Raw genomic sequence first — 12,606 nt, 5'->3', positions numbered from 1 at the left:
AAGGCGGGGACGGGCTGGAAGGCGGGGACCGGTCAGAAGGCGGGGACCGGGACCGGCGTCTCGGTCGGGAGGGCGCCGAGCGCGACCGCGTCGGGCCCGCGCCGGGCCGCCCTGGCCAGCAGCCAGTAGTTGACCGCGATCAGCACCGTGAACACCGTCACGAACGCCGTCAGCGACAACCGCATCTGGCCCGCCGTCACCGGCGACATGGCGTCGGACGTCTTCAGCAGCCCGTAGACCACCCACGGCTGGCGGCCCATCTCCCGGAACGTCCACCCGGCGAGCATGGTGACGAACGGCACGGGGATCATCAGCGTCAGCAGCCAGTGCCAGGCCCGGAACCCGCGCACGACCGGCGGGAAGAACATCAGCAGCAGGCTCAGCCCCGCCACGATCGTCATCACCACCCAGAGGATCATCATCGTGATGCCGGCCCCCTGCACCCAGCCGGTCGCGGGCAGGTAGTCGCCCGGCCCGAACCGGGCCGCCATGTCCGCCTGCACGGCGGCCAGCCGGTCGGCCTGGCCGGTCCAGGCCGCGGCCTTGGACGGCTGCAGGGTCTGGAACCCGAGCCCGCCGAACGTCACCGTGAAGAACGAGGCCGGCAGCGCGACGCCGACGCCGATGCGCAGCGACTTCCTGAACAGGGCCTGCTCGGCCGTGCGCCTGCGCAGGTGGTAGGCGCTCACCCCGGCCATGAAGAACCCGCCGACGATCATCGCGCCGCCCATGACGTGCCCGAACGCGATCTGCGCGGCCGGGTTGGCGACCATCGCGCCGAAGTCCGTGAGCCGCAGCCTGCCGCCGTCGAGGGCGTAGCCGACCGGGTTCTGCAGGAAGCCGTTGGAGATCATGATCCAGAACGCCGACGCGTACGCGGTCAGCGTGACGACCCAGATCAGCGCCAGGTGCGCCCAGCGGTTCAGCCGGTTCCAGCCGAAGATCCACAGGCCCAGGAACGTGGCCTCGACGAAGAAGGCCACCAGCGTCTCGATCGCCAGCGAGGCGCCGAAGACGTTGCCCGCGTAGTCGGTCAGCCCGCTCCACGACAGGCCGAGCTGGAACTCCATGACCAGGCCGGTGACGATGCCCATGGCGTAGTTGATGATGTAGAGCTGCCCCCAGAACCTCGTCATCCGCAGGTGGACGGGGTCGCCGCTGAAGGTGGCCCGGGTCTGGACGACGGCCACCAGCGTCGCCAGGCCGAGCGTCAGCGCGACGAAGAGGAAGTGCGCGCCCGCGGTGAACGCGAACTGCAGGCGGGCGAGGTCCACGGTGTCCATGCCGGAAAGCTTGGCGTTACGTCGTGCTCCGCCGCGTCATGCCGGGGTCTGCAATCCGGCGTACAACCCCGGGCGGAAGATCACTTTGGACGTACGACTCAAGTTGTAAGCCAGCCCGGGGTGATCATCCCGGCCTCGTAGGCGAGCACCACGAGCTGGGCCCTGTCGCGCACGGCGAGCTTGGTCATGATGCGGCTGACGTGCGTCTTCGCCGTGGCGGGGCTGAGCACGAGCCGGGCGGCGATCTCGTCGTTGGACAGCCCGGCCGCCACCAGGCCCATGACCTCCCGCTCCCGCTCGGTGAGCGCGTTGAGCTCGGGGCCCGGCTCCGGCCGCTTGACCCGGCCCGCGAACTCCGCGATCAGCCGCCGCGTCACCGACGGCGAGATCAGCGCGTCGCCCCTGGCCACGACCCTGACCGCGTGAATCAGCTCGGCCGGCTCGGTGTCCTTGACCAGGAACCCGCCCGCGCCCGCGCGCAGCGCGCCGTAGACGTAGTCGTCGAGGTCGAAGGTGGTCAGGATGATGACCTTGACGCCGTCGAGCCGCGGGTCGCCCGCGATGCGCCGGGTGGCCTCCAGGCCGTCGAGCTCGGGCATGCGGATGTCCATGAGCACGACGTCGGGCCGGTGCTCGTGGGCGCCCGCCACGGCCGCCGCGCCGGTGCCGGCCTCGCCGACGACCTCGATGTCGTCCTCGTCGGACAGTATGGACCGGAACCCGGCGCGTACCAGGGTCTGGTCGTCGGCGAGCAGTACGCGGATCATCGGGCTCCGTTCAGTGGCAGGCGGGCGACGACGCGGAAGCCGCCCTCGGGGCGCGGGCCGGCCTCCAGGTCGCCGCCGAGCGCGGTGGCGCGCTCGCGCATGCCCTGCAGGCCGAAGCCGCTGCCTTCGGTGTATGTGACACCCGGGCCGTCGTCATCGACCCGGATCAGGATATTTCCGGATGAGTTGCTGACCGCGAGGGTGGCCTTCGTCGTGCCGGAATGGCGGGCGACGTTGGTCAGCGACTCCCTGATGATGCGCGCGGCGGCCAGGTCGACCTCGGTCGGCACGTCGTCCAGCGGGCCGGACAGCTCGGTGGCCACCTCCAGCCCCGACGCCGCGACCAGGTCCGGCAGCCGCGTGAGACTGCCCGCGGGGGCGGTCGGCGCGTCCTCGTCCACTTGGCGCAGCACCCCGAGCGTGGTGCGCAGCTCGCGCAACGTCTCCTTGCTGGTCTCCTTGATGGTCCGCAGCGCGGCCTCGGCCTTCTCCGGGCGCCTGGCGAGCCCGTGCAGCGCGGCCGACGCCTGCACGTTGATCATGGAGATGTTGTGCCCGAGCACGTCGTGCAGCTCCCTGGCGATGCGCAGCCGTTCCTCGCTCTCGCGCCGCCTGGCCTCCTCCTCCTTGGAGCGCTCGGCGTCCAGCGCGCGCTGCTGCGCCTCCAGCAGGTACGCCCGGCGGTTCCTGGTGACCCCGCCGAACGCGATCGCGGCCACCACCCAGCCGGTGATCGCGCCGAACATGCTGTCGTCCACGTGCCTGACCCCGTGGGCCTCGCCGAACCCCATGGCCAGCAGGACGGCGGCCCCGGTGGCGATCGCCGCGACCAGCCGGCCCTGGTCGGCGGCGGTGTACAGGGCCACGAACACCAGCACGATCAGCGGCCCGTCGAGCCGGGCGAGCGGGTAGTAGACGGACACCGCCGCGACGACCACGATCAGCGACGCGACGGGGAGGCGCCGCCGCAGCATCAGCGCGCCGCACGACACGATCGGCAGCACCACGTCGAGGACGTTGGGAGGCTGCACGCTCCGGAACGCGGCGACCACAGTGCCGGCGAGCGCGACGGCGACCACCAAGAGGGACACCGTGGTGCTCGCCTGCAATCTGCGCATGTGCTCCATTTTGTATGGTCATGCGGGTCATGGGGTAGTTGAGCGGGATGACGACTAAGGATGAGCTCCGGCAGGTCGAAGAGGACCTGGCCCGGCTTAAGGCGGAGAACCAGGAGTTGCGCGACCAGGTGGGCGACATCGGCGCGACCGACCAGATCGAGACCTCGGCCATGATCGCCCAGGCCGACGAGCAGTCCGAACTGATCGCCGACCTCGAACGACGCCGTGCCGACCTGGAGAGACGGGTCGAGGAGGAGGGCTGAGGCTCAGCGGCGCAGCGGGGCGCCCACCTCGTGGAGGTGGCGCAGGGCCTGGCCGTAGGAGGCGACGAGCCCGGTCTGCAGGTAGCTGACGCCGACCTCGGCGCAGTAGCTCTCGACGATGGGCTGCGCCTTGCGCAGGTTGGGCGCGGGCATGTTCGGGAACAGGTGGTGCTCGATCTGGTAGTTGAGCTGGCCGAGCGCCACATCGGTGAACAGGCCGCCCCTGACGTTGCGGGAGGTCAGCACCTGCTTGCGAAGGAAGTCCAGCTTGTCGTCCTTGGTGAGGACGGGCATGCCCTTGTGGTTGGGCGCGAACGTCGACCCCAGGTAGAGGCCGAACAGCCCCTGATGCACGACCAGGAACACCAGGGCCTTGCCGAACGGCAGCACGGTGAAGACCGCGCCGAAGTAGAGCACGAAGTGGCCGGTCAGCAGCGCCAGCTCCGCCCACGGCCGCTTGGCCGACGGTGCGAGCAGCGCCTTGAAGCTGGCCACGTGCAGGTGCCAGGCCTCAAGGGTGAGCAGCGGGAAGAACCAGAACGCCTGGTACTTGGCGACGAAACGGGGCAGGCCGACGCTCCGCGCCGCCTGGTCGTCCGACCAGACGAGGACGGCGGGCGAGACGTCCGGGTCGTGGTCCTCGTGGTTGGGGTTGGCGTGGTGGCGGTTGTGCTTGGTGGTCCACCACCCCCAGCCCAGGCCGATGCCGAGGTTCCCGAGGAGGAGACCGGTCACGTCGCTCGGCCGCCGCGTCCTGAACACCTGGCGGTGGCCCAGGTCGTGGGAGACGAAACCGAACTGGGCGAAGACCACGGCCAGCGCGACCGCGACGAGGAGCTGCCACCACGAGTCGCCCACCCAGGCGAACAGCGCCCAGCAGCCAAGATACGCGGCGACGACGATGCTGAGCCGCACCGCGTAATAAACGGGACGCCGGTCGAGGAGACCGGCGTCCGAGATTCGGCGGGCTAGTCGGGCGAAGTCACTGCCCCGGGTGTCGACCACACTAGGACTGGCCACAGATCTCCTCACATTGCGGTGGAAAGTTGCCACAACCCTGGCGTATCCACCGCAAAACCGGAAGGTGTTCCGTGGTCATCCGGGGAGCGGTGGAGAAGGGGGCTCGTCGTCGGTTCCGTGGCCTCTCCCCAGACCATATGGTGCGACACCCCGTGCCGCGCACGCGACGGGCTCAGCCCAGCAGGAACAGCGCGTGCCGTTCGGGGTCCGGCAGCGCGGCTCCCCTGGTCAGGGCCTCGTGGAAGGCGTCGGCGCCGAGCGCGGAGCGGCACCGCCCGTCGAGGGCGACGACGAGGGGATCGGCGGAGCCGTCGATGCCGCGCAGCGCGCGGGCGGCGCCCAGCAGTTCGGCCGCCGCCCGGGGCGGCAGGTGCTCGGCCGCGCTTTCGAGCACGGCCGCGCGGGCCGTCCGGTCGCCGCAGGTCTCCATCAGCTCCAGGGCGGTGCGCAGCGACGGCTCCGGCGCGGCCACGCGGGCCAGCTCGACGTGCATGAACGCCCTGAACTGCGCGGGCCCCTCCCCGCTGCCGAGCGCCAGCGCGCGGTCGAGCAGCCGGGCCGCCCCGGTCCGGTCGCCGGTGCGCCGGGCCAGCTCGGCGCGGGCGTGCAGAACCCTGGCCTGGGTCACCGCGTCCTCGGCCCGCAGCGCCGACCGCCACGCCTCCTCCAGCGTGACCGCGGCCCCCTCGTGGTCGCCCGCCCGCGCCTTGAGCTGCCCGAGCCGGAGCAGGTACGTCATCGGGCCGAGCGGCGCGTCCAGGCCCGACAGCTCCTCGGCCAGGCGTCCGGGCTCCTCGGCGCGGGCCAGCGCGGCGGCGAAGTCGCCCCGGTTCTCGGCGACCAGCGACAGCCAGTAGAGCGAGGCCCACTGGCCCCAGCGGTCGCCGGTGCGGCGGAAGCCGTCGAGGGCCGGGCCGAGCAGGTCCTCGGCGCCCGCGACCGTGCCGTACTCGAACCGGACGATGCCGCCGAGCAGCAGCGCGGCCGAGCGCGTCCACAGGTCGGGGGAGTCGCGCAGGCGCTCGACGGTGTCCTCGGTCAGCTCGACGACTTCGGCGGGCGGACGTCGCGCGCCGCTCATGGCCCAGAAGTTGAGCGCGGCGGGATGGCCGGAGCCCAGCACCGCCGGGGTCGGCTCGCCGCCCGTCAGCACCCGGCACAGCCCGTGCGCCAGCTCGCGCCCCGGCGGCGGCACGTCGCCGACCCGGCGCAGCACGGCCGCCGCCCGCTCGCTCATCTCACGCCGCCGTCCACGCATGATCCACGGCCAGAACCGGGGCAGGATCAGCCTGAGCGGGTCGTCGGAGTGGCGCAGCGCGGCGTCGAGGTTGTCCTGCTCGGCGTCCAGCACCTCCAGCCAGGCGAGCTGCTCGCCGGTACGCAGGAGGGGCTCGGCGTCCTCGGCCAGCCGGGTGTAGTAGTGGGCGTGGGCCTGCCGGAGCGCGGGCAGGTCGGCGGCGGCGTACTGCCTGATGGTGGCCAGCATCGAGTAGCGGTCGCCGGAGACCGACACGAGCGACTTGTCCACGAGTGAGGCGAGGTCGTCCGGGTCGCCGCCGCACACCTCCGCGACGGCCTCGTACGTCGCGCCGCCGGAGAAGACCGTCAGCCCGCGCAGCAGCTCGCGCTCGGACGCGGACAGCAGGTTCCAGCTCCAGTCGATGACGTCGCGCAGCGTACGGTGACGCGGCTCCGACGTGCGGCCGCCGCGGAAGGTCAGCCGGTCACCGAGCTGCCGGACCAGCACGGACACCGGCATCGTGCGCAGCCGGGCGGCGGCCAGCTCGATCGCCAGCGGGATGCCGTCGAGCTCGCGGCAGATGCGCTCGGCGTCCGCCGCGCCCACCTCCAGGCCGGGCCTGGCCGCCGCGGCCCGCGCCAGGAACAGCTCGGCGGCCTCGGGCAGCGGGAGGACGGGGTGCAGGTTCTCGCCGGGGACGTCGAGTGGCTCCCGGCTGGTCGCCAGGACGCGCAGCCCGGCCACCTCCGACAGCAGCCACCGCGCGACCAGGGCGGCCTCCTCGACGACGTGCTCGCAGTTGTCCAGCACGATGAGCGGCGACGTGCCGCGCAGCGTGCGGACCACGTCGGTCGTCCTCAGCATGCTCTCCACCGCGGCCCGCACGCCGGTGGCGGAGGCCAGCTCGACCAGCCACACCCCGTCCGGCACGTCGAGCCCCGAGGCGGTCTCCAGCGCCAGGCGGGTCTTGCCCACGCCGCCGGGGCCGACGAGCGTGACCAGCCGCTCGTCCTGGCCGTCCAGCAGTGCGCGCAGCCGGGCGACGTCGCCCTTCCGGCCGACGAAGCCGGTGAGCCGGGCGGGCAGGTTGCCCCTCGGCGCGGGGGCCGGGTCGCGCAACGCCGCCATGTGGGCCGCGCGCAGCTCGGGGCCGGGATCGACGCCCAGCTCGTCGGCCAGGTCGGCCCTGATCCGCTCGAAGACCTCCAGCGCCTCGCCCCGCCGCCCGCGCGCCACCAGCGCCCGCATGAGCAGGGCGTGGAACGGCTCCCGCAGCCGATGCGCCGCCACCAGCCCCTCCAACTCGGCCACCAGCCCCTCCAACTCCGCCACGACCCCGGGCCCGGGTCTCCCGGCCGCCGGGTCGGCTGACAGGTCGGCGGCCATCGCGGTGGCGAGGGCGGTGAGGCGTAGTTCCTCCAGGCGGGCGGCCGGGGCGGCGGCGAACTGCAGGCCGGCCGCGTCCGCCAGCGCGGGCCCGCGCCACAGCGCCAGCGCGCCGCGCGGGTCACCGGCCCGCACCAGCCGCTCGAACGCCGACGCGTCCACCTCGCCGGGCGGCACGTCCAGCAGGTAGCCGGCCGGGTGCGAGGAGATCAGCCCCGGCGCCTGCCGGCGAGCCCGCGACACCAGGGACTGCAGCGCCGCCGCCGGATGCGCGGGCGGCTCGCCGGGCCACAGGTCGTCGATCAGCCGGTCGGCGGTCACCACCCGGCCGGGGTCGAGCGCCAGGCGGACGAACAGGGCGCGTACGCGGGCGCCGCCGATCTCGGCCCCAGCCACCTGGAGCGGCCCCAGAACCCCGATCCGCATGCCCCCACCGTACGCACCGGCGGCACCGGGCAGGCCGGCACGGACGGCCCGCGACCGCGCCCGCCCACGACCGGTTTCCGGCGCGGAGCCCGCACGCACCGCGTTCGAGCAGCTCGGGCAAGGGCGCGCGGTGTGGCTCAGCCCGCCGAAAGAGCCGGTCGAAGAGGCCGAGCGGTGTGGCTCAGCCGGCCGCGAGCTGGTCGAAGAGGTCGAGCGCGGCCTGGCGCACCTCCGCCGGGGACAACCCGTCGAGGGCCTGCCGCGCGTCGGTGATGTCACGCGTCGTGGCCAGCGTGATGGCCACGGACGACGCCGCGGCGCGATCGATCGATCCCGTCGGGGCGGCGTCGGCCAGCTGCTGGGCGCTCGCGGCGAGGTCGAGGTTGTCTCTCAACGGATCTCCTCGGACGAAGTCTGCTTCGCACATTTCATCACTTTGCGTCGCCCCACATCCACCATTTGTTGAATTCGGAGGTTATGCCCTGAGCGGGTCGTGCCCGACGGACATGAGCTCGCGCCGCGAGTCGTCGTCCGTCCGGTCGCCCATGGTCTCGACCAGCTCGACCACCTGGCGCATCACGTCCAGGTCGGTCTTGGTCAGGTCGCCCTTCCGCTTGCTCAGGACGTGCAGCACGCCCCGGCCCAGCTCGTCGATGCCCATGTCGGGGTCGGGAGGGAAGCCCTCCTCGTCCGAGGCGTCGGCGAGCAGGTAGCCGCGCAGCTCCTCGGAGTTCATGTTGACCACCCGATGGAACTCCTGCCAGAGCGTGTCCGTGTCGAAACCCTCAGTCATATGGGCCGCTTACCCGCCTGATCCTCCCGTTACGCCCCGGGAACGGTCAGCCCCGACTCGTAGGCGGCGATCACGGCCTGCACGCGGTCCCGCAGGCCCAGTTTGCTCAGCACGTTGCTGACGTGCGTCTTCACGGTGTGCTCGCTGACCACCATGCTCTCGGCGATCTCCGCGTTGGACAGCCCGCGCGCGATCAGCTGCAACGTCTCGCGCTCGCGGGCGGTCAGCGACTCCAGCGTCCGGGCGGGGGTGGCCGCGGCCGCGGGGCGGGAGGTGAACTCGGCGATCAGTCTCCGGGTCACCGTGGGCGCGAGCAGCGACTCGCCCGCCGCCACGACGCGGACCGCGGTCACCAGGTCGTCGCGCCGCACGTCCTTCAGCAGGAAGCCGCTGGCGCCCGCCCGCAGCGCGTCGAACACGTAGTCGTCCAGGTCGAACGTGGTCAGGATCAGCACCCGGCAGCCGGTCTCGGCGCACACGATCCTGGCCGCCTCGATGCCGTCCATCCTGGGCATGCGGATGTCGAGCAGCAGGACATCGGGCTCGTGGGCCCGTACGGCGGCCACGGCCTCGATCCCGTCGCTCGCCTCGGCCACCACCGAGATGTCGGGCTGGGCGTCGAGGATCATCGCGAACCCGCCCCTGACCAGCTCCTGGTCGTCGGCCACCACGACGCGCACGCTCATCGGCCGGCCTCCAGCGGCAGCCGCGCCGACACGGCGAAGCCGGGGCCGTCGGCGCGCGGGCCGGCGGTCACGCTGCCGCCGCAGGCCGCCGCCCGCTCGCGCATGCCGATCAGCCCGTTGCCACCCGAGGGCAGCGCGGGGCCGCCGCCGCGCCCGTTGTCCGTGACGTCGATCATGAGGTGGTCGTCCTCCCAGGTGAGCCGGATCTCGGCGCGGTCGGCGCCGGAGTGCTTGACGATGTTGGTGAGCGCTTCCTGCGTGATCCGGTAGGCGGCCAGCGCGCTGTCGGGCCCGATCGGGCGCGGCTCGCCGACCTCGGCGAAGTTCACCTCCAGGCCGGTCCCCGCCACCTGGCCGGCCAGCGTGGGCAGGTCCGCGAGGGTCGGCTGCGGCGCCCTCGGCGCCTCGGGCTCGTCCTCCTTCAGTACGCCGAGCATACGGCGGAGCTGCACCATCGCGTCCCGGCCCGCCGCGGCGATGGCGTCGAAGGCGGCCTCGGCCCTGGCCGGGTTGCTGCGCACCACCACGGGCCCCGCCTCGGCCTGGACCACCATGAGGCTGACCGCATGGGCCAGGATGTCGTGCATGTCGCGGGCGATCCTGGCCCGCTCGCGTTCGGCCGCGCGCTCGGCTTCCAACTGACGCTCCCTTTCGAGCCGGGCCGCGCGCTCGGCCAGCTCGGCGGCATGGGCGCGGGACGTGGCCGCCGCCCGGCCGATGGCGTACGCGGCGGAGAACAGGGCGACCCCGCGCATCGCGGTCTCCCACGAGCCGACGGAGGACAGGCCGCCGACGAGGGTCACGACGAGCATGACGACCCGGGGCAGGCGGGGGGAGTAGGCGGCGACCGTGTAGAAGATGACGAGGGCGCCGTACCAGATGGGCTGGCGGGCGACGTTGTCGGAGAAGTCGTAGAGCGCGCCCACGAGCAGGCTGACGATCAGCATGGTCACCGGCCACCTGCGCCGCCAGACGACGGGGAGCGAGGCGCCGATCGCGACCACGTACCCCCACGCGTCCCACCTGCCGCCGTACGGGTCATGACTGGAGATCAGCGGCCATGCCTGGACGACGGCGATCAACAGGGCGAGCGCCCCGTCCACCCAGAGGTGGGGGAGCGCTCGAAGCCTACGGCGAAGGACGTCGACCAGCGTCAAATCGGACACAGGATCCCATTGTTCCTCACGCATGGACGAGCGTGCGCCGGGCGGCGGGCTGGACCTGGCGCCGGGCCAGCGGCCAGAACGACACCAGCATGCACAGGGCGCCGAGCGGGATGAGGTCCTTCTCGATGATCGGGATGGCGAAGTCGAGCATGACGAGGACGGGCGTCCAGAGCTTGAGCTGACGGCGCGCGGCGAGCTGGATGACCAGGGCGAGCTGGGCGATGTAGAACAACATCGGCCCGACCTGGTAGACCGCGAGCGACACTCCCGGGATCGCCTGGACCTGGTCGAACAGCGGGGACATCGCGTCGTGGTCGGCGGACATGAACCCGACGGCGATGTCGATCACGAACTGCGCGGACGCGCACGCGATGCCCACCAGACCGACCACGAGGCTGGTGGTGGCGATGCGGTTGCGGTCCAGCATCCGCCACATTTCCCGAAATATCACGATGAACAGGACGAGAGCGGCAAGAAACGCGAGATGGCCGGTTGTCCAGGCCAGTCCGGGCCCTCGGGTTCCGTCGAAGCCGTCGGCGATTCGGATGAGGCCGTACGCCAGGACGAGCAGCGGGGCGGCGACGAAGGCGATCCGGGTGTTCATCGGGTTCTCCTCAGCGGGTGGGGCGATGCACTTATCCTGCGGTTTTCCGCTCCGAATGTGATCACCGGGACGGGCGATCCCGCGCCTCGCTCTCAAGAGGGAGGCCCCTCACTCGCAAGGGCGTCCCCCGCCGGACGACCAGCTTTCCCCGAGACGCACTACCGACAAGACGAGTCGGCTTGACAAGCGATATTGTCGGTGCGATCCTCGGCCGCACTGCCCGAGGCCGTGACAGGGAGACAGTCATGCCGCACGAGTTCGAGATCCGCCACGAGATCCCCCTGGACGCAGCCCCGGACGTCGTCTGGCGGGCCATCGCGGAGGGACCCGGCATCGACTCGTGGTTCATGGGCCGTACCGAGCTCGAACCCCGTGAGGGCGGCAGGGGCACGCAGACCTTCGGCGCCGACGTCCCCACCGAGACCGTGGTGACCGCCTGGGAGCCTGGCGAACGCCTGGCCTACCGGGGCGTGGAGAACCCCGACGGCACGTTCATGGCCTTCGAGTACCTGCTGGAAGGCCGCGGTTCGGCCGGCACGGTGCTCCGTTTCGTCCACAGCGGCTTCCTCGGCGACGACTGGGAGTCCGAGTACGACGACCTTGAGCGCGGCGACCTCCAGTACCTGTACAAGCTGGCCGTCTACCTCAGGCACTTCCCCGGCAGGATCTCCACCCACAACCTGTTCCTGGTCGCCCCGCGCGCGTCCGAGGAGGAGTTCTGGGCCGCGCTGGAGACCGCCCTCGGCCTCGCCGGACGTCCGGCGGCGGGGGAGAAGGTGACGGTCGCGATCGAGGGGCGGGCGCCGGAGCAGGGCGTCGTGGAGTGGGTGACCGCCCCCGGCACCTTCGTGGCGGTCCGTACGGACGACGGTCTGTACATGTTCGTCCAGGGGCGGGGCATGGCGGTGGTGGAGCACCACGCGTACACGCCGGTGGACGGCGCGGCCCTGGAGGCCGCCTGGACCCGCTGGCTCGCCGCCGCCTTCGCCTGACCGAGCCCTCGAACCAGCCCGGACGGGCCCCCGTGGCGGTGGACCTCAGGCGAAGAACTCCTTGAGCACCGGCGCCAGCGCCTCCGGCTTGACGATGTGGGTCTGCCCGTCGAGCGTGCGGTAGTCGGCCGCGGGCAGCGCCTTCGCCAGCGCGCCGACGGAGTTGCGCATCCACTGCGGGCTCTTCCCGCCGTCGGCGACGAGCGTCGGTACGGTCACCGACGCCCACGCCTCCTCGGGCAACGACTCTCCCCGCTGGTAGGGGGCGACGAGCGCGGTGTCGTACGGCAGGGTGTGGGCCACGGCCTTGAGCTTGGCCCACGCGGGCATGAACCGCATCATCGCCACCACGAACCCCGGCAGGCCGACGCCCTCGCGCATGAACAGCTTGACCGCCTCGGCCCGTCGGTCGGCGGCCACCAGCGCCTCCAGCCGCCGTACGTAGTCGTCGCCGAGCGAGGGCCGGGTGCCGTCGACGATGAACGGCGGCTCGTACAGGGCCAGGCGCTCGACGGGCAGGCCGTTCGCGACCGCGGCCAGGGCGAGCGCGGCGCCGGACGAGGTGCCGTACAGGCGGATCGGGCCGCCGGCCGCCTCGGCGAGCGCGGCCAGGTCCTCGAATTCCCGCTGCGGGGTGGTCGGGGTGGTGTCGCCGCTCTCGCCCCGGCCGCGCCGGTCGTAGGTGTAGACCGTGAAGTCGGGGGCGAGCGCCTCGGCGAGGCCGCCGTTGATGCTGGAGCCGCGGAAGCTGAGTGCGCCGTCCACGAGGATGACCGCCGGGCCCTGACCTGCGCGTTCGTACGCGATGGGGGTGCCGTCCGCGGAGTTGATCATGCTGCTCATGGTGTTCCTCCGTTTCGTG

At 72.3% G+C, this 12,606-nt stretch carries 13 protein-coding genes; 2 read left to right on the top strand and 11 right to left on the bottom strand.

What is annotated here, in order from left to right:
- Positions 1-32: 32 nt before the first annotated feature.
- The 3 genes from ABZ815_RS11245 to ABZ815_RS11235 form a co-directional block, all read right to left on the bottom strand.
- Positions 33-1,283 (bottom strand): cytochrome ubiquinol oxidase subunit I, encoded by a 1,251-nt coding sequence (locus ABZ815_RS11245; RefSeq protein ID WP_357696486.1) that lies wholly within the window; start codon positions 1,281-1,283, stop codon positions 33-35.
- Between the two features lie 98 nt (positions 1,284-1,381).
- Positions 1,382-2,050 (bottom strand): response regulator transcription factor, encoded by a 669-nt coding sequence (locus tag ABZ815_RS11240; RefSeq protein ID WP_357696484.1) that lies wholly within the window; start codon positions 2,048-2,050, stop codon positions 1,382-1,384.
- Entirely contained in the window at positions 2,047-3,168 is a 1,122-nt protein-coding gene (locus ABZ815_RS11235; protein WP_357696482.1) for a sensor histidine kinase, read from the bottom strand. The genes ABZ815_RS11240 and ABZ815_RS11235 overlap by 4 nt, the downstream gene beginning before the upstream one ends.
- 47 nt (positions 3,169-3,215) lie before the next feature.
- On the opposite strand from ABZ815_RS11235, the gene ABZ815_RS11230 reads away from it, so the two are divergent.
- Entirely contained in the window at positions 3,216-3,431 is a 216-nt protein-coding gene (locus ABZ815_RS11230; RefSeq protein ID WP_357696480.1) for a hypothetical protein, read from the top strand.
- Between the two features lie 3 nt (positions 3,432-3,434).
- Here the strand turns inward: ABZ815_RS11230 and ABZ815_RS11225 are convergent, their stop codons facing one another.
- From ABZ815_RS11225 to ABZ815_RS11195, 7 genes are all read right to left on the bottom strand, one after another.
- A complete protein-coding gene (locus ABZ815_RS11225; RefSeq protein WP_357696672.1) occupies positions 3,435-4,391 on the bottom strand; it encodes an acyl-CoA desaturase in 957 nt (318 codons plus the stop codon).
- A gap of 232 nt (positions 4,392-4,623) precedes the next feature.
- On the bottom strand, positions 4,624-7,503 hold the full coding sequence (locus tag ABZ815_RS11220; RefSeq protein ID WP_357696478.1) for a BTAD domain-containing putative transcriptional regulator: 2,880 nt from the start codon (positions 7,501-7,503) through the stop codon (positions 4,624-4,626).
- Between the two features lie 181 nt (positions 7,504-7,684).
- Entirely contained in the window at positions 7,685-7,897 is a 213-nt protein-coding gene (locus ABZ815_RS11215) for a hypothetical protein (protein ID WP_357696476.1), read from the bottom strand.
- Positions 7,898-7,978: 81 nt separating this feature from the next.
- The gene (locus ABZ815_RS11210; protein ID WP_357696474.1) at positions 7,979-8,296 is read right to left on the bottom strand and encodes a DUF3140 domain-containing protein; all 318 of its coding nucleotides are present in this window, start codon (positions 8,294-8,296) and stop codon (positions 7,979-7,981) included.
- Positions 8,297-8,325: 29 nt separating this feature from the next.
- Positions 8,326-8,982 carry a response regulator transcription factor gene (locus ABZ815_RS11205; RefSeq protein ID WP_357696472.1) on the bottom strand — a complete coding sequence of 219 codons (657 nt, stop codon included), beginning with the start codon at positions 8,980-8,982 and terminating at the stop codon, positions 8,326-8,328.
- Positions 8,979-10,148 (bottom strand): histidine kinase, encoded by a 1,170-nt coding sequence (locus tag ABZ815_RS11200; protein ID WP_357696470.1) that lies wholly within the window; start codon positions 10,146-10,148, stop codon positions 8,979-8,981. The genes ABZ815_RS11205 and ABZ815_RS11200 overlap by 4 nt, the downstream gene beginning before the upstream one ends.
- A 16-nt stretch (positions 10,149-10,164) precedes the next feature.
- The gene (locus tag ABZ815_RS11195) at positions 10,165-10,752 is read right to left on the bottom strand and encodes a hypothetical protein (protein ID WP_357696468.1); all 588 of its coding nucleotides are present in this window, start codon (positions 10,750-10,752) and stop codon (positions 10,165-10,167) included.
- Positions 10,753-10,997: 245 nt separating this feature from the next.
- On the opposite strand from ABZ815_RS11195, the gene ABZ815_RS11190 reads away from it, so the two are divergent.
- Positions 10,998-11,744 carry an SRPBCC domain-containing protein gene (locus ABZ815_RS11190; protein ID WP_357696466.1) on the top strand — a complete coding sequence of 249 codons (747 nt, stop codon included), beginning with the start codon at positions 10,998-11,000 and terminating at the stop codon, positions 11,742-11,744.
- A gap of 45 nt (positions 11,745-11,789) precedes the next feature.
- Here the strand turns inward: ABZ815_RS11190 and ABZ815_RS11185 are convergent, their stop codons facing one another.
- Positions 11,790-12,587 (bottom strand): alpha/beta hydrolase, encoded by a 798-nt coding sequence (locus ABZ815_RS11185; protein WP_357696464.1) that lies wholly within the window; start codon positions 12,585-12,587, stop codon positions 11,790-11,792.
- Positions 12,588-12,606 lie beyond the last annotated feature (19 nt).

Source organism: Nonomuraea sp. NPDC047529 (assembly GCF_040642995.1).
In the GTDB taxonomy this organism is placed as follows: Bacteria; Actinomycetota; Actinomycetes; order Streptosporangiales; family Streptosporangiaceae; genus Nonomuraea.
This window is presented reverse-complemented; position numbering and strand designations above follow the sequence as displayed.

Bases quoted from the DNA above. Each gene is read 5' to 3' on its own strand.
- ABZ815_RS11220 (WP_357696478.1), bottom strand. From the start codon at position 7,503: ATGCGGATCGGGGTTCTGGGGCCGCTCCAGGTGGCTGGGGCCGAGATC.
- ABZ815_RS11185 (WP_357696464.1), bottom strand. From the start codon at position 12,587: ATGAGCAGCATGATCAACTCCGCGGACGGCACCCCCATCGCGTACGAA.
- ABZ815_RS11235 (WP_357696482.1), bottom strand. From the start codon at position 3,168: ATGCGCAGATTGCAGGCGAGCACCACGGTGTCCCTCTTGGTGGTCGCC.
- ABZ815_RS11195 (WP_357696468.1), bottom strand. From the start codon at position 10,752: ATGAACACCCGGATCGCCTTCGTCGCCGCCCCGCTGCTCGTCCTGGCG.
- ABZ815_RS11240 (WP_357696484.1), bottom strand. From the start codon at position 2,050: ATGATCCGCGTACTGCTCGCCGACGACCAGACCCTGGTACGCGCCGGG.
- ABZ815_RS11245 (WP_357696486.1), bottom strand. From the start codon at position 1,283: ATGGACACCGTGGACCTCGCCCGCCTGCAGTTCGCGTTCACCGCGGGC.
- ABZ815_RS11205 (WP_357696472.1), bottom strand. From the start codon at position 8,982: ATGAGCGTGCGCGTCGTGGTGGCCGACGACCAGGAGCTGGTCAGGGGC.
- ABZ815_RS11190 (WP_357696466.1), top strand. From the start codon at position 10,998: ATGCCGCACGAGTTCGAGATCCGCCACGAGATCCCCCTGGACGCAGCC.
- ABZ815_RS11230 (WP_357696480.1), top strand. From the start codon at position 3,216: ATGACGACTAAGGATGAGCTCCGGCAGGTCGAAGAGGACCTGGCCCGG.
- ABZ815_RS11210 (WP_357696474.1), bottom strand. From the start codon at position 8,296: ATGACTGAGGGTTTCGACACGGACACGCTCTGGCAGGAGTTCCATCGG.